Origin of the sequence: Rubritalea squalenifaciens DSM 18772 (genome assembly GCF_900141815.1) — a bacterium.
Lineage (GTDB): Bacteria > Verrucomicrobiota > Verrucomicrobiia > Verrucomicrobiales > Akkermansiaceae > Rubritalea > Rubritalea squalenifaciens.
This window is the reverse complement of record NZ_FQYR01000006.1, coordinates 57,400-81,885: the sequence shown is the minus strand read 5'-3', so window position 1 is coordinate 81,885 and position 24,486 is coordinate 57,400. Positions and strand designations below refer to the sequence as shown.

Sequence of the window (24,486 nt, the reverse complement as noted above, 5' to 3'; positions counted from 1 at the left end):
AATAGGAGCACCAAGAATCAACCAATCTATCTTGCACCCCACTACACCTCTGTCAGCGTTCCAGAAATCTCACTCACCACACCTATGTCACGCAGCACCTATCTAGATACCTTGGAACTCGGAAACGCCAGCTCTGGCTGGTGCCAAATCTCAGCCAATCAATCCATCGGGGGCAACCCACTCCACATCCAGGGAGAAAACTTTGATCACGGCATCGGAGTCCACGGCAATTCCTCGGTCAGGCTCCAGCTGAATGGAACTGCCACAAAGCTGCAGGCAGACATCGGAATCGATACAGCCGTGGGTGAAGACTATGCCGCCGTCATCTTCAAAGCCTACGGCGACGGCAGGCTCCTCTGGGAGAGCGATACCTTCCGCCGCTCTGACTCAGCAATTCCGGTGGAGATCGACCTGACAGGCGTAAACGTTCTCGTCCTCACGACCACTGATCCGGCAGACAGCAATCACGCCATCTGGGCCAATGCCCGCATTGAGCACGAAGGCGACTCTCCAAAATGGTTAGAAGACTACTTCCTTCTGGAAACCGCTGAGACCACCATGGCATTTAAAATAGGAGGCAACCATCTCTATAGCCACTACTTGGGACCACGGCTTTCAAACGCTGCAGACATCCACCCTCAGTGGAACTACGCTTACCCCGCTCACCTCAACCAGCCTCTCACCGAATCCGCCATATCCCTCATCCAGGCCGACGGCAAAGTCTCGCTCGATCTCCACTACCGCGAGCACAAGCTTGTGAAAGAAGGGAACGCGGCCCACCTCACCATACTCCTTGAGGACCCGAGCTACCCTGTCAGCGTAGAGCTGCACTATCTAGCCCACGCTGCAGAAAACGTCATTGAAAGCTGGGCCACCGTCTCTAACCACGGCGAGCAACCCATCACGCTCAATCACGCCGCCTCCGGCTTCCTCAACCTCAAGCACAGCCGCTATCATCTAACCCGTTTCACAGGAGTATGGGGAGCCGAGGCGATCATGAGTGAAAACCTGCTAGGTCAAGGCGTGACCGAATTGCGCAGCCTCAGTGGCACTCGGACGGCACAAACTGCCCAGCCCGCATTCATTCTCTCCAAAGACCTGCCTGCCTCAGAAGAATATGGCGAAGTGATCATGGGCGCCCTCGCCTGGTCTGGCAACTGGCGCATCCGTATCGAGCAAACCGCTACCAAGCAGGTCTACATCCAGTCCGGCTACGCCCCCACACTCAGCCGCTATCAGCTTAACGCTGGAGAATCTCTGGAGACTCCCCGCTTCATATTCACCCACAGCACCAAGGGCAAGGGCCACGCCTCACGCAGCTTTCACCGCTGGGCGCGCAACAGCGGTATCCGAGGAGGCCACGAGCCACGCCGTATTCTCCTCAACTCCTGGGAAGGCGCCTATTTCAAGTTCGACGACAAGCTCATCAAGAACATGATCACGGATGCCGCCCGCGCCGGCATCGAACTCTTTGTGTTAGACGATGGTTGGTTTGGCAGCAAACACCCGCGTGACAATGACCGCGCCGGTCTCGGTGACTGGATGATCAACACCAGCAAGCTAAAGGACGGCATCCAGGGACTCATCGACCACTCGCACCAGGAGGGAATTGACTTCGGTATCTGGGTAGAACCCGAAATGGTGAACCCCAAGTCCGAACTTTACGAAACACATCCAGACTGGACCATTGAGCTACCACACCGCGACCAGCACCTCATGCGCACCCAGCTCGTGCTCGATCTCTCCAACCCGGCCGTGCAGGACTACATCTTCTCCTTTATGGATGAACTGCTAGGGAAACATCCCGGCATCAGCTTCGTCAAATGGGACTGCAATCGCTCAATCTCCCAGCCTGGCTCCAACTACCTCCCTGCCGACCAGCAGGAACGCCTCATCGTCGACTACGTCCAAGGCTACTACGCTGTGCTTGAGAAGATCACTAACAAATACCCCGATGTAACCTTCCAGGCCTGCGGCTCTGGAGGAGGCCGCACCGACTTCGGCGCCATGCGCTACCACCACGAGTTCTGGACCAGCGACGTGACCGACGCTCTCGAACGCATTAAAATGCAATGGTCCATCAACCACCTCTACCCGGCTATCGCCACGGCCAACCACGTCACTGAGGTCCCCAGCCACCAGACCAAGCGCAGCACACCTATCAAGTTCCGCTTCGATGTCGCCATGACTGGTCGTCTGGGCTTTGAGCTGCGCCCCGAGCGCGTACCCGAGGCTGACATGGCGTTCTCCATGAAAGCACTCGAAGTCTATAAATCCATCCGCAGCACCGTCCAGTTAGGCGATCTCTACCGCCTTTCCTCCCCCTACGAAAGCCACGTCGCAGCCCTCATGTACGTGAACGAGGAAGAGGGCCGCGCCGTCTTCTTCGCCTTCACCACGGGAATCTCACTCCTGAGCCCCTTCGACACTCTTCCACTGCAAGGACTCGATCCCGCCAAACGCTACCGCATCACCGAGCTCAACCCAGCCAAGGAAGGCAAGTTCATCTCCGGTTACCACGGCAAGGAGCTCGGTGGAGACGCTCTACTGCAGCAAGGCCTCGGCCTCCACTGGGGCAAGGGTGACTACCAGAGTCTGGTACTCCAGCTGGAAACAGTGGAACACTCAAACTAAACCACTGACCTGAAGAACCCCATTCCTCGCTGAAGCCAATGACGCTCCAGACATAAGGTCTAGCTCAAGGAATTTTGACCCCAACGGGGCCAAACCTCCCTCAATCCATTTTCGAAAATGAGCCACCGCCTTATGATGAGGAAACCGCATCATCGCAGGCTGTGGATGCAGCCACTCCAGGATCGATTCATGACTGATCAGACAAATCGAAAGCTGCTGGGGGATTCGAATGCCACATGACAGGCAATAGGTATATAGGGATGCCAGATGACCGCCATCTGTAAGAATGACGGCCGTTGGCTGCACACGGCCCAATTCCCTTCTCCAGAAATCAGGCCACACACCGGGGACATTCTCACTGTAGGTTGGACAGAGCGTATTCACTTCTGCGGATGATAAGCCTAGATTTTTCGTAAGCACCCTCTGACTTGCTGCACGCGTGTAATTAAGCTCATCACGGCAGGGCACCATGATGCTACGATGCCCCATGCTCATCAATAAGCGAATCACCTTTTCTAGCTGCTGATCGATTTCATACGCCGAATGACTAACACGAGCACTATCTGGCAACGAGCCACCCAGAGCATATGTGGGCAGCAATGACACGGCAGCCCCGATCCATGCTTTGGGCGCATTTCTTATCAAGATAGCATCTGCTGCATACTTATTGATCAGCTTCTTCAGAGTCCTACCTGGAATCTGACTGCGGCTGAAATCCACCGCAACCTGATGGGCGGGGCCGCAAGACAATTCCCAGATCCCCATTGCCTCCATGAACGCCGTCGCCTTGTCTGGCTGAACAGGCGACACCGCATCATGCAGAGCCAATAGCGTTTTGGGTACCTCACCACGGTCTATCACCTCACAGCTGTTAATTCTCCGCGTTTTACGAGGTTCGGTCGGCATCAACACACCGCGTCTCTCTAAAATTCCTATCGCAGTCACACAAGTACCACGGCTCACCCCAAATCGCTCGGCTAAGATACGTGTACCCGGCAACTCCTCCGTCCACTCTCCCGCCAATATCAAATTCGTTATTTGATCTGCCAATCGCTCCGGCAAGTGACTGCGGTCCAGCTTTTCCTTCATCTGACTATTGAACGCCTGGACCAAACTTTAGTCCAGAACAATCACCTTTCCTCGCATTGCCCGCCAATTGCACATGACACAGAATTACAGCCACTTGCTCAAATTGAGCACCCAACACTGAACACAAAACCACTCAATCAATGTCATGACAATAAAACACACCCTCACCATCATCACCTCACTGGTACTCGCAGGAGCTGCTAATGCAGCAGTCCTCGCTCGCTGGACACCGACTTCTGGAGACAATATCACAAATCCGGACTACTTCAACGAAGGCAGCACTCCTTCGGCAGACGAGACCGCCTCCTTCCTCACAGTATCTACCATCGACCGCGTAAACAACCCTTTCAACGCCACAAACTCGGCAGCTCGGTGGGTTGGGCGTTGGGATGACGCCGTCAATCGCGACGCGATCAATGACAATTACACCGAATTCACGATCACTCCAGATTCAGGATACCAGGTGTCCTATGAGAGTTTCACCTATGATGTAGCCAATGCAGGCGACTACACTATGTATGTCCGTACCAGTCTGGATAATTTTGCAAGCGACATCGCCTCCGACACGCTTGATGATACAAGCACGGACAAACGCTTCATTGTAGATTTGTCATCCGAAGGCTCACTCACTAATCAAACCAGCGACGTCACCTTCCGTCTCTACATCGTCAAAAACGATGTCCTCACCGACAACACACTCGGTTACCAGCCTTTGATTGGTAATAACTCTGACCCTAGTCTTGGCTTCATCGTGAACGGTACCGTCAGCTCTGTGCCTGAACCATCCAGCACAGCTATGCTTGGCTTTGCCGGACTCGGGTTGATCATGCGTCGTCGCAGATAATCGATTTCATTCTTATCCCATTTCAACCTCCAGAGGGCTTCTTCGGAAGCCCTCTCTTTTTGCCTACGGACATCCACAAGCACAGCCAAGTTGTGACTCTCATATTCTTTGCAAGTATTTGCATTTGGTATATGTGTAGGAAATAGGTGTTAGTTTACGTGCGTGTCTCAGCCCACCAATTGGCATACGCACAAACTACCTGTGCCCATCTCCACCTTTCCATTGCAGCATGATAGAGCATCCACATCCAGCTTCTCACCAAAGCCCTCAAACACGACGGGTAAGACATCTAGCACTACTCGCCATTACATCGGCCTGCCTCGCTGCACCGAGTTTGGCTCAAGAGAAGCCGAAGCCTGTCGTGGTGACCAAAGCGGAAAAGTTAGAAGGCTTGGAAAGCAAGATCACCCTCACTGGCACGGTTACTTCCCCGCGCCGCTCCCGTCTTTCTTCCCGTACAGACGGACTGATCAACAAGCTCAATGTCGATTCTGGACACACCGTCAAAAAAGGCGATGTCCTCATGGAACTGGACACAAAACTCGGCGAACTGGCACTCTCACTCATCGAAGCCGAGCAGGAGCAGGCCGAGATCGAGCTGGCCAACGCCAAACGTCTTGTCGATGAGGCCGAATCACTCGCCAAGTCCGGCGCCTTCCCCAAGTCCGAAGCCATCACCCTCTCTACCAACCTTCGCATCGCCGAAGCCAAGCTCAAGCAACTCAAAGTCCGCAAAGGTCTCCAAGAGGAAAGGATCGCACGCCACAAGCTTGTCGCCCCCTTTGATGGCATCATCGGACAAAAACTCTCGGAAGCTGGTGAATGGGTCGCTACCGGCACTCCTGTTTTGGAGCTGGTGGAAATGACGAACCTGCGCTTCGACATCCAAGTTCCGCAGGAGTTCATAGGCCGGGTCAAAAATGCAGAATCGGCTCTCATCACCCTCGACGCCTTTCCCAACAAGGCATTGGAGGCCAAGCTATCCTACGTTGTCCCCGTAAAAAATGCCATCTCGCGTACTTTCCTAACAAGACTATCCATCTCTGACCCAGACAGCATCGCTGGTCCCGGCATGTCCGGTACAGCCACACTTGCCGCTCATCATAAGAATGGCCTGGCGGTCCAGATCCCTAGGGACGCCGTAGTCCGCTTCCCGGACGGCAGCGCCAAAGTATGGATCGTGCAGCAATCAGACTCCGGCTCCAAGGTCGTTTCCCGGATCATCAAGACCACGGGGGAGCTAGGTGTAATGGCCAAGGTCATTGAAGGCCTGAACGGCGGCGAAACCCTCGTCCTCAAAGGCAACGAGGGACTACAGGATAACCAGGCGGTAAACATTCTGCCTGAGAAGGAATCCACCAAGTGATACGATGATCCGCTTCTTACTCAAGCACGGCACACTGGTCGCCGTCACCGTCATCATGCTAATGGTGCTGGGCATCGTCGCCGCCACCCGCGTGCCGGTACAGATGATCCCGGACCTGGAGACACGCATCATCTCCATCGATACCCGCTGGCCCGGCGCCACTCCGCAAGACGTGGAGAAGGAAATACTCATCGAGCAGGAGGAATACCTCCGCGGACTCCCCAACTTGAAAAGGATGACCTCCCTCGCCTCCACCGGGCGCGCTGAGATCGAACTGGAATTCCCCTTCGGCACCAATGCCAATGAAGCTCTCTTGGAAGTCAACAACGCGCTCAGCCAGGTACCCTCCTACCCGGAAAATGTGGACGAGCCAGTGTTGCGCTCCGATTCCTTTTCCTACAACCCCTTCCTCTCTTTCCGTATCGTCCCCGTGAAAGGCAACCCGAAGGGACACGACATCAACATGATGTTAGACTTCGTGGATGACAACGTACGCCCGGCACTAGAGAGAATCGAAGGCGTCTCTCAAGTCCGCGTCAATGGCGGTGCCGAGCGTCAAATCCGCATCATTGTCGATGCAGCCAAACTCGCCGAGCGCAAGCTCTCGATCAACGATGTACGCCAAGCCATCCGTGATCGTAATGTCGATGTCTCCGCTGGTGACCTAGACAGTGGCAAACGCCGCTATCTGCTACGCACTGTCGGCCGCTTTCACACCCTCGATGATCTCAGAGAGCTTATCATCGTCCGCCGAGGTGATTCCATCACCCGCCTTCAAGACATAGCCACTGTGGAACTCACCCATGCCGAACTGCGCAATCTTTCCTACAGTGAGGGCGAAGCGAATATCCGGCTCTCCCTCGTCAGGCAGACCGGCTCCAATGTCATCGACATCAAAGAAAAAGCCCTGCCCGAAATCGACCGCATCAACCAAGAGATCCTACTCCCAGAAGGGCTGGAAATGACCCTCTCCAATGACGACGTCCAGTATGTCCAGAGTTCTATCGACAACGTGGTGAAGAACATCGCCATCGGCGCCAGCCTCGCCACCCTCGTGCTCTTCCTCTTCCTTCGCTCCGGTTCCGCCACCCTCATCGGCATGTTAGGCATGCCCGTCTGTATCGTTGCTGGCTTCATCGGTCTGTTAGTCATGGACCGTACCATCAACGTCATTTCCCTCGCTGGCATCGCCTTCGCTATCGGCATGACTATAGATAACACCATCGTGGTACTCGAAAGCATCGAGGTGGAACGGCGCAAAGGCAAGACCCGCATGGATGCCGCCCACGATGGACTCAAGGCCGTGTGGACCGCTGTTCTCTCTGGCACCATGACCACCGTGCTGGTCTTCCTGCCCATCCTCTTCGTGAAGGAAGAAGCCGGCCAGCTTTTCTCAGACATCGGCATCGCCATCTCAGCCTCCATCATTGTTTCCATGCTGGTCGCTACTGCCGTAGTGCCTGTTGCCTTCGCCTACATGCCCGGCCTGAAAAGGAAGAAGGACGGAGCACACAGCTTTGCCGAAAAGCCGAAGAAAGAGCCACGCCTGATCAAGCCCATCGGCTGGCTGATCAGCAGTGCATGGCGACGTGCCATCTGCATGCTTCTCACCCTCGCCGCCACCGCAGCCGCCTTCCTTTTCCTCACGCCTCCCGCCGAATACCTGCCGGAAGGAGAGGAAGCCAAAGCTTTCTCTACGATGATCGCACCGCCCGGCTACAGCCTCAAGGAGATGGAGAAAGTCGCCCTGGAAACCCAGGAGAAATTTCTCCCCGCACTCAAGGACGACCCCGCCAACTTCGACTCAGGGGAATCCAAGATCCCTGCACTCGACCGCTTCGTCGTCATCGTCCGTCCGGAATCCATGCGCGTCATTGCCGTCACGAAGAACCCCAAGCATATCGACCCATACATTGACATTATCGATGAGCACTTCCGTTCCTACCCCGGCATGCGCGCCTTCTCTGCCCGCGGTTCCATCATCTCCAGCAATGACGGCGGCACCCGCGCCGTCGCGCTTGATATAAGCGGGCGCGACCTGCCAGAAATCTACAACACCGCTCTCGAAGTCTACCGGCTCAGCCGCGAACACATTAAAGAGGCCCAGATCAACTCCAGACCATCCTCTCTGACTCTTGGACAACCTCTGCTAGAGATCAAACCCAAGTGGGAGCGTCTGGAGGAACTTGGCTTTGAACCCCGAAATTTCGGCTTCGCCGCTGCCGCACTCAGCGACGGCGCCTTCGTCGATGAGTTCTATTTCAATGACGACAAGATCGACATCTTCCTCTTCAGCAAGGCTGAGGAACGCCAGAACATCGAGGACATCACCACACTGCCCATCTATAGCCCACGGGGTGGCGTCATACCCGTAGGCGCTATCGCCTCCATTGAAGAGACTGTCGACACCGCGGAGATTCGCCGTGTCGATGGCCGCCGGACAGTCACCCTCTACATCATACCGCCTCGCTCCATTCCTCTGGAAACCGGGGTCCAGACCGTGCGGGAAAACATTGTTCAGCCGCTGCGTGAGTCTGGCGCCCTACCACCCGGAGTCAGCATCAACCTAACAGGAGCAAGCGACCAACTGGATTCCACCCGCAAATCGCTCGGCCAGAACATGTGGATCGCCGTGGTGCTCTGCTACCTTCAGCTCGTGGTCATCTACCGCCACTGGGGTCATCCTTTCCTCATTCTCACCACAGTTCCCATCGGCATCAGTGGAGGTATTGTAGGACTCTGGCTGCTCAACTACATCGGCGGGATGCTCCCCTCTATCGGCCTAGCACCTATTCAGCAGCCATTCGACATGATCACCATGCTGGGCTTCCTGATCCTCTTGGGAACTGCGGTCAACAACCCCATCCTCATCGTGGAGCGAACCATGCAGAACTATCGTGAGAACGGCCTCTCGCCGCTGGAATCGGTGAAAGACGCCGTTTCCTCACGCCTCCGCCCGGTGCTGATGACCACCTGCACCACCCTCATGGGCCTCGCCCCGCTGGTCTTCATCCCGGGTGCTGGCACCGAACTCTACCGCGGTCTGGGAGCCATCGTTCTCTTTGGTCTCGCCTTCACCGCCTTCATCACCCTCACCTTCTTACCTTCCATGCTGGTACTCGTCCTCAATATTACTCAGAGGATCTGGAATAAACCTCCAGATCTAGTCACCGAGTAACATGACACAGGCAGATGACAGTTTCTCAAAAATGAATAGTTATACTAAACCTGAAACTTAATCCACATGAAAACACTCTTACTCACCCTTCTTCTGGCCTTGCCACTCGCTCAAGCATGTGAATCAGCCCCCTCCGAGGCTCCCAGCAAGCTGCCCAACATCATTTTCATCATGGCCGATGACCTCGGCTACAATCACCTGAGTTGCTACGGCCAAAAACGCCTAACTACCCCGCATATCGATGCTCTCGCAGCGAAAGGTATCCGCTTCACAGACGCCTATGCCGGCTGCACAGTCTGCGGCCCATCCCGCTCCTCACTCATGACAGGCCTCCACTCAGGCCACATCCCCTACAAGGTGAACAAAGCCATCGTCGACATCACTGACAGTACGCCCACGGTCGCTGAAATGCTTAAAAAAGCAGGCTACCGCAATGGAGCCTTTGGTAAATGGGGCATTGGAGGACAAGGCAGCGGACAAACACCTCTGGATCGTGGCTTCGATACCTTCTACGGCATGCTCGACCAAGGCCACGGCCACCGCCACTACCCATCCTTTCTCATCAAGAATAACCGTAAAGATCCACTCCCTAACAAAACCATGGGATCACGCGGAAATACCTCCAGTAATCCAGCCGACCGCAAGCTCCATACCCACGATGCCTTTACCGTCGCAGCACTCGATTTCATCGGTGACCAGAAAAGAAAACCCGCTCAACCCTTCTTCTGCTATCTCGCCTTCACTCTCCCTCACACAGAGATCATCGCCAATGACACCACGATCAACACGCCGGAGTTTGATGCAGAAAAGTGGCCTGAAACCTACACTGCTGATACCGTTTCTCACATCCGTCAGCCTCAGCCTAGGCGTCATTTCGGTGCTGAAATCCGCATGTTAGACAACTCCGTCGGCGCCATCATGAAGAAACTTGACGAGCTTGGCATCCGCGAGAATACCCTCGTCATCTTCACCTCCGACAACGGAGGTCAACTCAAGAAAGTCTGGGGCTCAGCACCCTCTACCTACTTCCAAGCGAATGGCATACTGCGCGGCGGAAAAACGGATTGTTATGAAGGCGGCCTGCGCGTGCCCATGATCGTTTACTGGCCCCAGCGGTCCCCGCAAGGCACAGTATCCAAGCTCCCTACCTACTTTGCCGATTTTCTCCCCACCGTCTGCGACCTAACAGGTCAAAAACCTCCTCAGGACATCGATGGCTTATCCATTCTCCCCACACTTACTGGAAATGCCGGCAATCAGGCGCAACATGAGTTCTTATTCTGGTCACACCAAGCCAAACGTCTTGACCACGCGGTACGCAGTGGTCCCTGGAAAGCCGTCAAGCGCGGCAACAACCCTATCGAGCTCTATAATTTGGATATCGATATTTCTGAGCAAAATGATGTCGCCAAGAAACACCCTGACATTGCTTCTGAAATGGAGAACATCATCTCTCAAGAATACACTCCAGACCTCAAACACCCCGGCCCATCGGCCAAATCCCCCGTTTATCCGCAGTTTAACGAATAACACTCACATCACCATGAAAGCATTATTCCTGACGCTAATACTAGCTACCCCACTTCTCGCACAGGTCTCTACCGAAGTCGCCAACTCCCGCTCCACTGTTCCTGCCGAGCGCACGGACAAATGGGCACCATCCTGGAAAGAACGTCACGAACTACTCGTCAAACGCGCCAATACCAACACCAAGGACTACCAGCTTGTTTTTGTCGGCGACTCCATCACCCACAGTTGGGAACGCGCTGGAAAGAAAGTCTGGGCAAACAATTTCGCCAAGTTCGGAGCGCTTAACCTCGGCATTGGTGGTGACCGCACCGAACACGTGCTCTGGCGCCTCCAGAATGGCGCCTGGCCAAAGGACCTCAAACCCAAGGTCGCCGTCGTCATGATCGGCACCAACAACACCGGCTTTGAGAAAGGACAGCCTGCGGAAGAAACTGCCGCAGGCATCCAGCTCATCATCGATGAAATTCACCAGCGCTCCCCGGAGACTCAGATCATCCTCCATGCTATTTTCCCGCGTGGTGCCAACCCTAAGGACGGCAAACGCGTAACCAATAACAAGATCAATACTCTCATCTCCAAGCTCGGTGAGCGCGACTACGTCCACTATGCGGACATCGGCAACAAGTTCCTCGACCCCAAAGGCCAACTCCCCAAGGTCATTATGCCTGACCGCCTCCACCCCAATGCCAGAGGCTACCAGATCTGGGCCACCGCCCTTAAACCCGAACTTGAGAAGCTCGGCCTGAAGGAAAAGCCTTAGACCGGACCCATTTCTACACCACTCTAAGCAGAGACGCATTTCAGCAAAATGCGGATACCGTTGCGTTCTACACGCAGACATATCCGCATTTCTATGAAAACACACAAGATCCTTCATCTATCTCTCGGTCTAGCGCTGCTAACTCCAGCGCTGGCAGACGACACCCCAGCCGCTCCACCCAAGCGAAACCAGGTCGAGAAAGGCCAAGGATACCACAAGCTCAAACTCAGCGATACCAAAGGCTCACACCTCCTCACGGTGGTCGGAGTCGAGGACAGGAAAGCCGCTTTCTTGGTCGATAGTGGTGCTTCCCAGGAAATCGTCGTCACAGAGAAGCTCGCCAAATCCCTCGGCAAGACACTTGAAAATGCTGGAGAAGTCCAAGGCATCACTGGTAAAGGGAAGCTCTACTCCACCAGCTTTGACAAAATAAATATCGGCGGTGCGATTGTCCTCAAAAATAAAAAGGTCATCGCCTCCCCCATCCCGCTCGAAAAAGATTTCGGCACTGAGGAACTCCCCTTTGGAGGGCTGCTGGGATCACAGTTCCTCTATCTATCCCGCGCCATTGTAAGCTATTCGGAGAACACCTTCTTCATCCCGACAAATAAAATACCATCCTCTCTGCAGCGCCAGTCTTGCCTGTCCAAGGGAGGTTGGGCACTGCCACTGCACCGTAGCCCGCAGGGCCTCCCCTTCCTCTATCTGAACATCAATGGCAAAGACTACTCCTTCCTCATGGATACCGGTGCTGGCTCAGACATTATCGACGCCAAATTAGCAACCGAACTTAAGGCCGAACTTCGAGACAGCAATCACAAGGTACGAGGCGGCACCCTCGGACAACTGGACAAACTACAGATCGCACGCCTTCAGAACGTCACCTTTGCGGACAACTTCATCCTGCCGCAGGCAGAATTTCTCGCCATGCCGCGCACTGTCGAGCTTTCCCTTCCAGAAGGCGCACCACCATACGGGGGCATCATTGGGGCACCCTTTCTCAAAGCAAGTGGGGCAGTCGTAGACTTCGGCACTGGCTCCATCCTTCTCTCATCAATGAGCCAGCCAGAGGCCATTCGCAAGTTGATCAGCAATGTCTCTGCAGAAGCCAGCGACGAGCAACTGGATGCCGCCGTCAAACAGACTCAGGAATTACAGCAGGCTCTCAAGAAGGAGAGATCGGCTCCAAAGACCTCACGACGCTTCGACCTACGTGGCCTCAACGCTGAGTCCACAGACGAGGAAATCCAAAAAGCTCTCGAGAAGGGCGGCCACCCAACTACGGCCACCTTCATCAAAATGATCCGCAAGCAACTCCAGAGTCTCAACGATAACAAAGGTAATGCTGTAGGCCTCTCCTTCCAACCTGGTTCCACCAGGGAAGAAATCCGCGAGACCATGCGCAAAGCAGGCGTGCCGGTGAACGAAAAACAAGTCGAGCGCGTCTTCAAAACACTGCAGGCATCCAAAGCAGCCAAACCTCTTGAACTTACCGTTCCTGAAGGCACCCATAAGCTTGCCATGACTTTGGAACCAAGCGGCAAGAACTACTGGACCGTCAAATCCAGCATCAACGGCAAGGAAGCCATTCTCATGTTAGACACCGGAGCTCAATCTACCGTTCTGGATTCCGGCAGTCTGAGCAAGCTCGGTCTTGAAGCTGGAAAAGATTCACTGGCATTCTCCAGAGGAGCCGGTGGTCTAGCCAACCTCAACACCGTCACCACAGAGACTTTCCAACTCGGAAAAGCCACTGCCAACAAACAGGAGTTCAGAAGCACTAACCTGCATAACAATGGTTTCGACGCCCTACTGGGTGGTGACTATTTCTCTCAGATTCACGCCGTCATGGATCTCTCAAGCAATGAACTTTACTACAATAAGAACCGCAAGATCGAGCTCGCTGAGATCACTCAGCGCTCAGACTTGAAACCACACCCTCTACACATCGCCAAAAATCACATTACCATTGATGTCTTGATCAACGGTAAGCCAGCACACCTTCTGCTAGATACAGGAGCCTCCTCCACCATCATCTATTCCGATGCGGCAGAACGCCTCGGGCTAGACTCCTTGAAAGTAGATGGCCGTGTCAGGGGAGCAGGCGGAATTAATCAAGCCTCTATCGGAGTGCATAGCATCGACCAAATGCAGATCGGTGCAGCCACAGTAGACAGCATTCCAGCCCTCATCGGAGATATTGGCAAAGTCAAGAACGAGAAAGTAGACGGAATCCTCGGCGCAGACGCCCTGCTCTCCTTCAAGCCGATTCTGGACTACGGCAGTCAGCAGCTGTTCATCCCCGCCGGTGAGTACGACATGCACCTCTACACCAAGACAGGTACCAAACTGCTCGGCTCCGATGAAGAACTCGCCAAGGCCTATGCTGACGGCACCTTCATCGGCTTCGGCAAGATCAAGCAGGTCGAACTCTTCAAACCCGGTCAGAAGAAGTCCGGCACTCCAGACGGCATGCGAGCGCTCAACTTCACCTACACTATCCTCAAAGTTATTAATGGAGACAAGGACCTCCTCAACAAAGAGGTGAAGCTCCACTATTACCTTCCAGAAGATGCAAGTCTGGATCAAGATCTCGCCCGCTATATCAGCCGTAACAGCACCCCTCTGCTTATCGGCCTACCAGACAAAGCCGAGAACAGAATGCCTCTCAAAAACGCGATCTGGATTCCTGGCTCTCTTGCCGGCAAACAACTTAAAAGACTCAACAAGCAATAAACCATAGGGCCTCATCTTCCTCAATAAATCTGAGCAAGCATAATCACACCATAAAAAAGCGGTACAGCCTCACACTGTACCGCTGGAATAGTATTACGATTTATCTCAATCGATTATCGTCTGCGGCGAAGCACCAAGCCCAGACCAGCAAGGCCGATCAGAGCAGTGGAGCTAGGCTCTGGAACAGCTGTACCTGTGAATGAACCCCCGTTGTCTGTGAAGGTGAAGAGATCATTCACGTTAGACCCTGTCACCTGCACACCATTCACATAGATGGCACCACCCTGGGTGTCTGCCTGCTCAGTGAACTCAGCAAGAGTAGGGAGGGTCAACTTACCACCGATCGCAAGGAAGATGTTTGTTTGATCAGTCTGGGAGTTGATCGGGTCACCACCACCTCGGAAAATGATCTCACTGGTACCATCCACATTCACATCAGCACCAGTAGTAGCAAACTGTGTGTTGAGAACAGAGCCATTGGCCAGATTGAAAGTAGAGGCAGCACCAGCAGCCACACCTTTGATGCCTGAGGTACCAGCGGCACCGTTAACAAAGATGTCTGAGTTATCAAGGGTCAGGCTGAAGCCGTCGTTGATCAGGATGCCTTCACCGTCGACGGTGGTGACTCCTGTGGCGTTGCTGATGACAACATCATCGTTGAACGCTGTATTTGGATTGAATTCACCGGCAGTCACGGAGGAGCCTCCGAAGTCCCAGTTCGCATCATTCCAGAAGTTTGTGTCAGCTGCACCTGTCCACACGATTGCCGCATTCGATGCGGTAATCATGAATCCCGTGACAGCGATAGTGAGTATTGTAGATTTATACTTCATGGGTTCTATTTCATATTGTTATGAGCTCCCCTATGACGGGCAAAGAGAGAGTACAACTAAACTAGGATCAAGAGTGCTTCGACGTTAACAGACTTCCTGGAATTCTTTTTTTCTTGAAGTCTCCAGAGACATTCTTTTCACAAAAAAGCGGCACCACCTTAGGCAGTACCGCTGATCAAAACGTATCTCTTTAACAGAATCTAACTACCGCCTCCGGCGAAGGATAAAACCGAGACCAGCAAGCCCGATCAAGGCTGTGGAGCTAGGTTCAGGCACGGCTACAATCGATGCGATTTCCCCCTGAGTCAGAGCGGTATCGTAAATACGTACATCATCGATCCCGCCATTGAAGCCACTAGTGGCGTAGTTCTGGCTCGAGTTGCCGATCGAGGTATTGATCCCACCAGCCACCGTATTGATGGCCTGTGCTGCACTGGTATAGGAACCCACTTCAACACCATTCACATAGAGCTTGGCCTCGCTGACATCTGTGGTGGTGTCGGTATTAAAATCATCGATCACTACGGCGACGTGAGTCCAGCCTGCACCACGCAAATCAGCCCCACCATAAGTATAGCCACCTTGGACTTCGAAGCGGATCGCCCCTGTGGTATCAAGACGGAACGAGGCACGCTCTCCAGTAAGATTCGTTCCATAGGAGAAAATATTTCCTGTATGCGGCTGGCTGGCATCAGCATTGATCCAGGCCATGATCGTCCTGCTGGAGCTACCCACAGGCAGATTGCCTTGTACGGTAGTATCCACAATCACGTGAGGATCATTGCCTGTTCCTGTAGCATCAAAATAGGCATGGCCCCCGCCTTGTGGGCTAGCTCCGATTCCCGCGGAGTTATCGTAGGCGCGTACGGAGGCGCCCCAAAACGTTCCACTGTTGGTGCCGGAGACTGTTTCGTATGTCGTATAGGAACCGTTAGTCGGAGAGCTTGTCGGCACTCCCTCGTCAAATTCCCATTGAGCTACCAGAGCCGCGCTCGCACTGTGCGTCAGCCCAATAGCCGCCAATGTAATGAGTAGATTTGGTGTAAGTTTCATTGTCTGCGTATTAGTTCACCCCCCTAAAACCACGTCATTAAGCCGTTGAATACAAAGGATGCATTTCTACAGGACGCCACACATCCATTTGTTAACAAGCCGCCTCAAAAAAACTCAAAGAAATCATTTATGTCATTTTGAGAAACTCTGCAACATTCTCTATTTCACCTCAGTAATAGTCGGCTACGCACCAAAGCACACGCATACACTCAACCATGAATTTCTCTAAAGGCTTACTCCTCTCACTGGCACTAGCGGGCACCTCACTGGCTCAGATGCCGCAGAACTACCAACTCAAGCAGGACTGGCTCTTAAACAACACCAGCTTCAAGGCTGAGATCAAAACCGGTCCAAGCACCATCACCCTCAGCAATGGCCTCTTCGAACGCGTCATCGACACCAAGCTCGGCACCACCACCGCGTTCAACAACCTAATGACAGGACAGACCGTCATCCGGGCTGTCGAGCAGGAGGGCTCCGTCACTATCGATGGTGTCACCTACTCCATCGGCGGCGTCACCGGTCAGCTCAATCGCGCCTTTATTGATGAAGCGACCCTCAAGGCACAGAAACCTGCCAAGAATGCCCTCACCCTCGTCGGTCACGAGATCGGCGACCCCAAAGAGCGCCTCCAGTGGGGAAAAATCCGCCGTCATGCTCCAAACGTCGTCTGGCCACCGAAGGGCAAGTATCTCCGCCTCGACTACCGCCTGCCTGAACCAAGCGCTAGCGATCTAGCAAGCTCAGTCACCACAGCCTCTGCACTTGGCCGTAAACTACTCTATAACGACGAATTCAAGAAGATCGACTCCGGCTGGAAGATTCGCACCAGCCCAAAGCACGAGCGATCCTCTTTTGAGAACGAGGGCAAGCCGGGAGAAATCTACACCCTGCCTGACACTGCCGTGGTTGCCGAGCGTCCACTCCCGAAAGGAACCTCACTCGTGGAGGCTGAGATCAATGCCGGCACAGACGACTCATCCTCCTGGGGGCCAGGCATTGCACTCGTCTACAAGGACCGCGTAGTCAAATTCAACCTACGCCCGGCAGGCCTCGCCAATGTGAACCGCCCCGTTCTTGGCATCTGGGATGGCACCAAGGAACTTCCCAATGTCAGTGGCAACGAAAAGATCGATCTCTCCAAGGACTGGACTCTGCGTATCCGCATCGAAGGACTGACTCTCCACTTCGAGGCGAGGCCCTCAGGCGGCCAATGGAAGAGCTACCATACGCTGCCGATGCCCGTTCAAGCAGGGCAAGCAACTGCCTTCCGCGTTGGTAAGCTCGACATGAAAGGCGGCACGACTGACCGTGACGCAGACGGAGAGCTCGTCCGCCTCCGTATCAACAGCATCTCTTTCTATTCCATGTTCGATCAGAACAAGCTGCAACATCTCGCTGAAAAAGAAAAATCCCAGCGAGACGTAACCGTTTCTGTTCATTACGAGATCTACGACGGCATCCCAGCGCTCAGCAAGTGGATCACCGTTTCTAACAACACAGATAAAGACATCAACTTGGACCGCTTCAACGCCGAGACACTCGCCGTTGTCGAAAAGAACAACCTCGTTGAGTCGCGAGCCGGTCGCCCGATCGAGCACCCTGATGTGTTAGACGTAGAAACAGACATGGCCATGGGCGGTCTCGCCGCAGAGAACGCCGACCGCTATTCCGTTTTCTGGAAAACTGACCCAGCCTTCAAGACCCAGGTGAACTACCTGCTTAAGACGCCCTGCCTCCTCAAAGTCGAGCCCGCTCGCGGACCAGACCAAACCATCAAGGCCGGCGACACCTTCGAGAGTTTCTATACCTTTGAGCTCGTGCAGGACTCGACGGACAGAGAACGCCGCGGCCTAGCCCGCCGTAAACTCTACCGCACCATCGCTCCCTGGGTCACAGAGAACCCGATCATGCTTCACTGCAAGTCCTCCGACCCAAAGGTCGTCAAGACTGCCATCGACCAGGCTGCGGAGACTGGTTTTGAAATGGTGATTCTCTCCTTCGGCTCCGGCTTCAACATGGAGAACGATTCTCCTGATTACCTTGCCCAATGGAAAGAGGTGAACGACTACGCCAAGAGCAAGGGTATCGATCTGGGCTCCTACTCACTCTATTCCTCCCGCCGCATAGGTGGCGGCAACGACATCGTTCCACCTAAGGGAGTCCGCCCCACCCACGGCAACTGCCCGTCCATCACCAGCGAATGGGGGCAAAAATACCTCGCCAAGCTCTACAACTGCTTTGACAAGACAGGATTCACCGTCTTCGAGAACGACGGCACCTACCCTGGTGATGAAGACACCACTGCGCGCCCACCACTCCAGAAGGGCCTGAGCGATTCCCGCTGGGTGCACTGGAGACTTTGGACAGATTTCTTCAAGCACCTCCGCGCCAAAGGCGTCTTCATGAACTTCCCGGACTACTACTACCTCAACGGGGCTAACAAATGCACCATGGGATACCGCGAAGTGAACTGGTCCCTCCCACGTGCCATGCAGCGCATCCACACCCGCCAGAATATCTATGATGGCACTTGGCTCAAAACTCCCTCCATGGGCTGGATGTTCGTCCCTCTCACTCAGTACCATGGCGGCGGCGCAGCGGCCACCATTGAGCCACTCAAGGAGCACCTCCCCCATTACAAGACCATGATGCTCTCCAATCTCGCGCTCGGAGTGCAGGCCTGCTACCGCGGAACTCGCATCTATGATACGGAGGACACCAAGCAAATGGTCACTGAAGTCGTTTCCTGGTTCAAGATGCACCGCGACATTCTTGAATCCGATCTCATCCATGGCCGACGCGCGGACGGGCTCGATCTCGACTGGATGCTGCACGTCAATCCCCAGCTCAAGGAAAAAGCACTTCTCGCCGTTTTCAACCCCACGGAGAAAGAAATTACCAAGCAGATCGCCGTCCCGCTCTACTATGCTGGCCTGAGCGGCAATGTCCGCTTCAGCATCGATGGCAAACAAGCCGAGAGCACCACACTGGACTCCAACCAGCGAGCCTTCATCACTATCAAGGTTCCAGCTAAGGGATTCTCTTATGTGATTTTCAAATAACTCACATAACCAGTACACGAAATCGTTTCGTGACGTCGATAACTCACTGCAATAAAAAGCCTGCTAGTACACTTGGTACGGCAGGCTTTTCTGTTCACCGCTTAGACTCCTTTACGCGCCGGGCCTATGCTTTCACCCTTCCGTAACTCAACTTGCAAGAAGTTCTTTCCTACGGACTCCAAGCCTCCTCGCATCCAGCTTTTGAAAAGCTTAATCGCCTTCTTGATCGGAAAGCGCGTCATCACGGGAACCGGCTGCATCCACTCGAACCTCTCATCGTAACTCAAACTCAGTACCGACAAATCTCTGGGAATCTTGATACCCACTTCCGCGCAAAAACCATAGAGCGAGAGCATCGCATTGTCATCTAACAACATGACCGCTGTCGGGTTCACCTGCATCAAGGCCTTTTTCCAGTATCCCCTCCATGCCTGAGGCACCCTCTCGGGAAACACCTGCACCAGTTCATCCATCTCGGACTGAGTCATGGAATCACCAAACACGCTCCGGTAGGCATTCTGGATCGCATTGACCAACTCTTCGTTAGGTGTCGGAACAAAGATCTTCCTGTGTCCCTGATCCACAAAAAACTGAATCAAGGGGACCAATTCACTATCCAAGGCGAAGCTACACAAACTTAAACTGGGGTTCGCAGAGAACGCCCCTCCAAATTGAAAAGTGGGTAACCTTCTCGCTGCCTCGGTAGACCAATGTACCGTCGGGGACATCAGGACGACAGCATCCGCCCCATAACGATCGATCACCCCGTCAAGCACTCGACCCGGCTTCTTGTAACGGCCAAAATCTACCCTCGCCCAGCTGACAGGTCCGCCGTTTGCCTCCCAACTGTCCTGCACATCTCTCAAGAGAAGAACGTCCTCCACGGGTAGCGGTGTATTCGCTTGATGCAGGATCAGCAGACGTTTGCTGGCTGCCTTGGCCGCAGGCTTAATGTCCTGAGTAATGATCTTACGCCGCTTGCCTGACTCAGCATCAGCCAGCAGCCCTTTCTTACTCAACACATTCAAAGCAGCCGAGGCCGTCTTCTCATTCACGCCGTAACGCTTTGCCAGAATTCTCCTTCCCGCCACATAGCCCTTCAATTGGCCTGTGCGAATCTCTTCCTCGAGTTTGTCTGCTAGGACTACGGCTAGCGGCTTGCGTTCGATCGGCTTCGACATACGAAAAATAAACCCCATAAACGCAAACCTGTCCAGCCAAAGCGGCACCCTAAAGGAACCGCTTCATAGAAGTTAGCTACTCCCCCTTCTGCCAGGGAAGCTGTGGCCACCAGTTCTGCTGGTTGTGGTTAGGCTGGGCGGCACCCGGCGTAGAACGGCCTTGCTCCACATACTTTTTCAGAATCCCTTTCAGCTCTGCCACCACCTCTGGATTGGTGTTTACGAGGTTGTTGATTTCCTTTGGATCTTTCACCAGGTCGTAGAGCTGCCAATCCGGTAACCCTTGCTTCTTAGCCTGAGCATCTTTGGGAGCACTCCAGCCGCCGGAACCCGGGCAGAAGAGAATCTTCCACCTACCCTTGCGCACCACAAACTGCCCTGTAATCGAATGACAAATCACCGCCTCATGCAGCGGCTTGGTAACACTAGGATCCTTGAAGACCTCTAACAGGCTAACACTATCCTCCGCCGCGGTCTCTGGCAGTTTGTAGTCAGTAGCGTCCGCACAGGTAGCCATGATATCTACCAAAGAAATAGTCTGCTCACTCTTGGCGCCTGGCTTGATCACCCCGGGCCAGACGGCGATAAACGGCACACGGTGTCCGCCCTCAAAGGCATCTGCCTTGTATCCTCGCCAGTGCTCCTGCAGCTCCACACCTTTCTCACGCAGCTCTTCGAACTTTGCCTTCGGCGAGGTACCGTTGTCCGTAGTAAAGATCACCAGCGTGTTCTCAGAGATTCCATTACGCTCTACCGCCTCAAGCACTTGACCCACGCACCAGTCCGTCTCCATCAGAAAATCCGCGTAAGCACTGATGCCACTCTTGCCCTTGAACTGCTCTGAGGGAGCAATCGGTGTGTGCGGGGAAGTCATCGGGAAATAGAGGAAAAACGGATCATCCGTCTTCGCCTTCTCATCGATGTACTTCACGGACCTGCGTGTAATCTCCGGCAGCACGTCCTCCAGCTTCCAGCCCTTCAGGCCTATACCATTGTTAGATCCATAGTGCGCTGCAAACTTAAGGTTCGTATCCGGCACTCCGCTCATCTTTCCATTTTCAATCCACACAAAGGGCGGCCAGTTCGGCACATCGTCACCGAAGTAGTAATCAAAGCCACAGCCCATCGCTCCGCCTTCGATCGTACCCGTAAAATCAATCTCACCCTGCTTCTGGGTGTAGCCTCCCCCCTTCTTCGGCCAGTTCCAGCCCAGATGCCACTTGCCGATGCAGGCCGTATCATAGCCCTGCTCCTTCAGCATTCCCGGTAAAGTCAGTCTACCTTCCTCAATCAGCGGACGTTCCCACTTCCCGACAATCCCTGACTTCAAACGGCTGCGCCAGGCATAGCGACCAGTCAGCACGCCATAACGCGTCGGCGTACACACCGCCGAGCCAGAATGGGCATCCCCGAAGGAAATCCCCCCCTTCACCATCTTATCCAAGTGAGGCGTCTTGATACCCAGCTTTTCATTCAGCTCCGCCACCGAGTCCACCCCCATGTCATCCGCCAGGATCACAATGATATTCGGCTTCTCCGCTGCCTGCGCCGCCACACTCACCATCGCTGCAGCTAGCACAGCACCTACTCTTGACCCCATTCTCCTGGTAAATTGATACATCATAAATAACCTGATTACACCCACTATACCCCGCGAAGCAGCCATACTTGTACACCTAAGACACAAATTGTAGAGAACACACAAATGCTGCTATTCCAGCATTTAATCTTTCCAACCAAAGCATGGCGTGCTAAACAGGACAGTGAACCCCGTTTTGCAAAACCATGTTTCGTTACACGATCATCCCAGCAGCCATAGTCCTGGCCTCCTGCAGCACTAGCTCCAAGCTCAACTCCCCAGTCTCGCTACCCGACGCGATCCGTACGCTACCACCAGACGCAGTAGCCGGCATGTCACACAAGGGGAGGAAGGCATTCATCGAACTCATGCCGAAGCATGAAGGCGTCGACACCACCGCACGGACACTACACTACTACAGTGATAGTCCGGAACGCTACCCAGACCCATCATCCATGTTCTTCCTGCGCCTTTTCGAGGACGAATCAGGACGCACGATTGCAGCCAGCCATACCGCCCGCCCCCACGGCATCGGCACATCTCCAAGTGAATCGGACACCTTAGTCTACCGTCTCGAGAAAGGGCAATGGATCAACATCACCAGCACTGCCATTCCCGAACAAACTCGGACTTGGTGGTTCAAATTCAACCAGGTTCCCAGCCCCTGTGGCCCGTATCTCAAAGACACACTCAAAAATGAAAAAGCCGTTTACAGGATTGGCAATCCAGCTGGGTACCTTAGCTGGAAAGACAATGCTTTCCGACTAAGCACCTCCACATTATAGCCGCACCATCGTGCGCAATCCCCTCATCCTTATTCTTCCCCTCTCCCCCATTCTATGCTTCCCTCCACTTCACACCTATGGAGGAGAACGAAGCACCACGAGAAGAAGAGTCCCAGGAGGAAAATAATCAGGAACGTGTCCTGCGTATCCGCCTCAGAACAGAGTGCCCCTGCGGTAGTGGCAAAGCCTATGTCGACTGCTGCCGTGACTACCATACAGGCAAACGTGCGCCGGAGACTGCGGAGCAACTCATGCGCTCCCGCTACACCGCCTACTTCTTCCGTCTGGCTGACTACCTCGTCGGCACCCAGCATCCTGATACTCGCCCACGCGGTATCCGCGAAGAGCTGGAACAGACCATGCCTGACATGATGTGGCGCTCGCTTAAGATCCTCAGTACCAGCAAAGGCCAGAAGGCAGACAACAAGGGTAAGGTCGAATTCGTCGCCACCCTCCACCACGAGGGCAAGCTCCTCCAGCACCACGAGAAGTCACGCTTTAAAAAACTCAAAGGCAAGTGGAAGTACCTCGACGCGAAGGGCTAACTGTAGTTTATTAACCGATGGCTTCGGGACTACCCCATCTCATTGAGCGCACCACCGCCCAGTTCGAGAAGAACTTCGGCTGCACCCCCACGCTCCTGGCCGCAGCTCCCGGGCGCGTCAACTTGATCGGTGAGCATATCGACTACTGCGATGGCTTCGTGCTCCCCTGCGCTCTGCCTCTCTACACCCTGATCGCTGCGGCCCCAGCAGCAGAGGATCATCTTATCACCCTTGATGCCGGCAAGAAATTCCCTCGCACTACCATCGACCTGCGGGAACCCGTCAACCCCGGAGAACCTTTCTGGGCAAACTACCTCAAGGGCGTCCTCGCCAGCTTCCTGGAGTTCGACAGTCCACGCCCTCTTGGCTTTAACGCCCAGATCAGCACCAATATCCCACTCGGTGCCGGTCTCTCCAGCAGCGCCGCTCTGGAAGTAGCCTTCGCCACCTTGCTGGAACAAATCACCGGCCATATCCTTACCAAGAAAGAAAAAGCCCTGCTCGCGCAAAAGGCGGAGCACGACTTCGCTGGCATGCCCTGCGGCATCATGGATCAGTTCGCCTCGGCTTACGGCGAAGAAGGGCACCTCGTTCTGATCGACTGCAAGGCAGAGGAAGCCTCCCTCATCTCCTTCGAACGCAACGACCTGGACCTCGTCATCTGCAATAGCATGGTTTCCCACTCGCTGGCGGATGGAGAGTACGCCAAGCGCCGTGCCGATGCCGAAGAGGCGCTTCGCCGCAGTGGTCAAACTAGCTGGCGGGATCTGTCTCTGGCTGACCTACCTAAACTCGAAAAAGCCTGCCCGGAACGTATTTATCATCGCGCACGCCACATCATCACCGAGAGCAAACGGGTGATCGACGCTACCAAGGCTCTCAAAGACGATGATTTCCTCGCTTTCGGCCAATTCATGTACCGCAGCCATTCCTCGCTACGTGATGACTACGAAGTCTCCTGCCCGGAGCTAGACCTACTGGTCGATCTTGCGAAGGAAGCCGGACCCGCTGGAGGAGTACTAGGATCACGCATGACGGGAGGTGGATTTGGTGGCTCTACCATCACCCTCTGCCATTCCTCCCACACCCGCCAATTCATCGCCCATCTCAGCTCACGCTACATGGAGGAAACAGGCCACAAACCTGACATCATCGTGGCCAAACCAGCGCGAGGCGCTCACTTGGTCTAGGATCAGCGAAACCTCTCACTTGCACCCAGATAGCTCAATACGAGGCAGTTTTCGCATTACCCCCTATACACCTCCCCTGGCTCTACTGACACCACAAAGTTTCCACATGAGAAACTTT

At 54.3% G+C, this 24,486-nt stretch carries 16 protein-coding genes; 11 read left to right on the top strand and 5 right to left on the bottom strand.

All coding sequences use genetic code 11. The features are described from left to right. Positions 1-84: 84 nt before the first annotated feature. Positions 85-2,634, top strand: coding sequence for an alpha-galactosidase (locus BUB27_RS16285; protein ID WP_143184946.1), 2,550 nt, complete (start codon positions 85-87; stop codon positions 2,632-2,634). On the opposite strand, the gene BUB27_RS16280 is transcribed toward BUB27_RS16285, so the two are convergent. After that, positions 2,626-3,723, bottom strand: coding sequence for a substrate-binding domain-containing protein (locus tag BUB27_RS16280; protein ID WP_143184945.1), 1,098 nt, complete (start codon positions 3,721-3,723; stop codon positions 2,626-2,628). The two genes, BUB27_RS16285 and BUB27_RS16280, sit on opposite strands and share 9 nt — an antisense overlap. Positions 3,724-3,868: 145 nt before the next feature. On the opposite strand from BUB27_RS16280, the gene BUB27_RS16275 reads away from it, so the two are divergent. The 6 genes from BUB27_RS16275 (at position 3,869) to BUB27_RS16250 (ending at position 14,137) form a co-directional block, all read left to right on the top strand. Then, positions 3,869-4,567: a PEP-CTERM sorting domain-containing protein gene (locus tag BUB27_RS16275; RefSeq protein ID WP_143184942.1), complete on the top strand. Its 699-nt coding sequence runs from the start codon at positions 3,869-3,871 to the stop codon at positions 4,565-4,567. Positions 4,568-4,796: 229 nt separating this feature from the next. Then, positions 4,797-5,933 carry an efflux RND transporter periplasmic adaptor subunit gene (locus BUB27_RS16270; RefSeq protein WP_143184941.1) on the top strand — a complete coding sequence of 379 codons (1,137 nt, stop codon included), beginning with the start codon at positions 4,797-4,799 and terminating at the stop codon, positions 5,931-5,933. 4 nt (positions 5,934-5,937) lie between these two features. Continuing rightward, the gene (locus BUB27_RS16265) at positions 5,938-9,111 is read left to right on the top strand and encodes an efflux RND transporter permease subunit (protein ID WP_143184940.1); all 3,174 of its coding nucleotides are present in this window, start codon (positions 5,938-5,940) and stop codon (positions 9,109-9,111) included. Between the two features lie 66 nt (positions 9,112-9,177). Further along, the gene (locus BUB27_RS16260; protein WP_143184939.1) at positions 9,178-10,641 is read left to right on the top strand and encodes an arylsulfatase; all 1,464 of its coding nucleotides are present in this window, start codon (positions 9,178-9,180) and stop codon (positions 10,639-10,641) included. 13 nt (positions 10,642-10,654) lie between these two features. Further along, complete coding sequence (locus tag BUB27_RS16255; protein ID WP_159435029.1) at positions 10,655-11,401, top strand: GDSL-type esterase/lipase family protein; 747 nt, start codon at positions 10,655-10,657, stop codon at positions 11,399-11,401. A gap of 93 nt (positions 11,402-11,494) precedes the next feature. Beyond that, positions 11,495-14,137 carry an aspartyl protease family protein gene (locus BUB27_RS16250; RefSeq protein WP_159435028.1) on the top strand — a complete coding sequence of 881 codons (2,643 nt, stop codon included), beginning with the start codon at positions 11,495-11,497 and terminating at the stop codon, positions 14,135-14,137. A gap of 113 nt (positions 14,138-14,250) precedes the next feature. On the opposite strand, the gene BUB27_RS16245 is transcribed toward BUB27_RS16250, so the two are convergent. Both BUB27_RS16245 and BUB27_RS16240 read right to left on the bottom strand, forming a co-directional pair. Next, positions 14,251-14,970 carry a PEP-CTERM sorting domain-containing protein gene (locus tag BUB27_RS16245; RefSeq protein WP_143184936.1) on the bottom strand — a complete coding sequence of 240 codons (720 nt, stop codon included), beginning with the start codon at positions 14,968-14,970 and terminating at the stop codon, positions 14,251-14,253. A 204-nt stretch (positions 14,971-15,174) separates the two neighbouring features. Continuing rightward, complete coding sequence (locus BUB27_RS16240; protein ID WP_143184935.1) at positions 15,175-16,023, bottom strand: LamG-like jellyroll fold domain-containing protein; 849 nt, start codon at positions 16,021-16,023, stop codon at positions 15,175-15,177. Between the two features lie 215 nt (positions 16,024-16,238). Here BUB27_RS16240 and BUB27_RS16235 point away from each other — a divergent pair, with 215 nt between their 5' ends. Then, positions 16,239-19,088, top strand: coding sequence for a hypothetical protein (locus BUB27_RS16235; protein ID WP_143184934.1), 2,850 nt, complete (start codon positions 16,239-16,241; stop codon positions 19,086-19,088). A gap of 101 nt (positions 19,089-19,189) precedes the next feature. Here the strand turns inward: BUB27_RS16235 and BUB27_RS16230 are convergent, their stop codons facing one another. Together BUB27_RS16230 and BUB27_RS16225 are read right to left on the bottom strand one after the other, a co-directional pair. Further along, a complete protein-coding gene (locus BUB27_RS16230) occupies positions 19,190-20,269 on the bottom strand; it encodes a substrate-binding domain-containing protein (protein WP_159435027.1) in 1,080 nt (359 codons plus the stop codon). A gap of 76 nt (positions 20,270-20,345) precedes the next feature. Beyond that, positions 20,346-21,869 carry a sulfatase family protein gene (locus tag BUB27_RS16225; protein WP_200797154.1) on the bottom strand — a complete coding sequence of 508 codons (1,524 nt, stop codon included), beginning with the start codon at positions 21,867-21,869 and terminating at the stop codon, positions 20,346-20,348. A gap of 185 nt (positions 21,870-22,054) precedes the next feature. Here BUB27_RS16225 and BUB27_RS16220 point away from each other — a divergent pair, with 185 nt between their 5' ends. The 3 genes from BUB27_RS16220 to galK all read left to right on the top strand — a co-directional run bounded on the left by BUB27_RS16220 (position 22,055) and on the right by galK (position 24,368). Beyond that, on the top strand, positions 22,055-22,633 hold the full coding sequence (locus BUB27_RS16220; protein ID WP_143184932.1) for a hypothetical protein: 579 nt from the start codon (positions 22,055-22,057) through the stop codon (positions 22,631-22,633). Positions 22,634-22,710: 77 nt separating this feature from the next. After that, a complete protein-coding gene (locus BUB27_RS16215) occupies positions 22,711-23,178 on the top strand; it encodes a YchJ family protein (protein WP_143184930.1) in 468 nt (155 codons plus the stop codon). Positions 23,179-23,195: 17 nt separating this feature from the next. Next, complete coding sequence (gene galK, locus BUB27_RS16210) at positions 23,196-24,368, top strand: galactokinase (RefSeq protein ID WP_143184929.1); 1,173 nt, start codon at positions 23,196-23,198, stop codon at positions 24,366-24,368. Positions 24,369-24,486 lie beyond the last annotated feature (118 nt).

What these genes read in the sequence shown, in the direction of transcription:
- galK (WP_143184929.1), top strand. Translation starts at nt 23,196, where the DNA reads ATGGCTTCGGGACTACCCCATCTCATTGAGCGCACCACCGCCCAGTTC.
- BUB27_RS16235 (WP_143184934.1), top strand. Translation starts at nt 16,239, where the DNA reads ATGAATTTCTCTAAAGGCTTACTCCTCTCACTGGCACTAGCGGGCACC.
- BUB27_RS16245 (WP_143184936.1), bottom strand. Translation starts at nt 14,970, where the DNA reads ATGAAGTATAAATCTACAATACTCACTATCGCTGTCACGGGATTCATG.
- BUB27_RS16285 (WP_143184946.1), top strand. Translation starts at nt 85, where the DNA reads ATGTCACGCAGCACCTATCTAGATACCTTGGAACTCGGAAACGCCAGC.
- BUB27_RS16225 (WP_200797154.1), bottom strand. Translation starts at nt 21,869, where the DNA reads ATGGGGTCAAGAGTAGGTGCTGTGCTAGCTGCAGCGATGGTGAGTGTG.
- BUB27_RS16220 (WP_143184932.1), top strand. Translation starts at nt 22,055, where the DNA reads ATGTTTCGTTACACGATCATCCCAGCAGCCATAGTCCTGGCCTCCTGC.
- BUB27_RS16260 (WP_143184939.1), top strand. Translation starts at nt 9,178, where the DNA reads ATGAAAACACTCTTACTCACCCTTCTTCTGGCCTTGCCACTCGCTCAA.
- BUB27_RS16250 (WP_159435028.1), top strand. Translation starts at nt 11,495, where the DNA reads ATGAAAACACACAAGATCCTTCATCTATCTCTCGGTCTAGCGCTGCTA.
- BUB27_RS16230 (WP_159435027.1), bottom strand. Translation starts at nt 20,269, where the DNA reads ATGTCGAAGCCGATCGAACGCAAGCCGCTAGCCGTAGTCCTAGCAGAC.
- BUB27_RS16240 (WP_143184935.1), bottom strand. Translation starts at nt 16,023, where the DNA reads ATGAAACTTACACCAAATCTACTCATTACATTGGCGGCTATTGGGCTG.
- BUB27_RS16265 (WP_143184940.1), top strand. Translation starts at nt 5,938, where the DNA reads ATGATCCGCTTCTTACTCAAGCACGGCACACTGGTCGCCGTCACCGTC.
- BUB27_RS16280 (WP_143184945.1), bottom strand. Translation starts at nt 3,723, where the DNA reads ATGAAGGAAAAGCTGGACCGCAGTCACTTGCCGGAGCGATTGGCAGAT.
- BUB27_RS16270 (WP_143184941.1), top strand. Translation starts at nt 4,797, where the DNA reads ATGATAGAGCATCCACATCCAGCTTCTCACCAAAGCCCTCAAACACGA.
- BUB27_RS16215 (WP_143184930.1), top strand. Translation starts at nt 22,711, where the DNA reads ATGGAGGAGAACGAAGCACCACGAGAAGAAGAGTCCCAGGAGGAAAAT.
- BUB27_RS16255 (WP_159435029.1), top strand. Translation starts at nt 10,655, where the DNA reads ATGAAAGCATTATTCCTGACGCTAATACTAGCTACCCCACTTCTCGCA.
- BUB27_RS16275 (WP_143184942.1), top strand. Translation starts at nt 3,869, where the DNA reads ATGACAATAAAACACACCCTCACCATCATCACCTCACTGGTACTCGCA.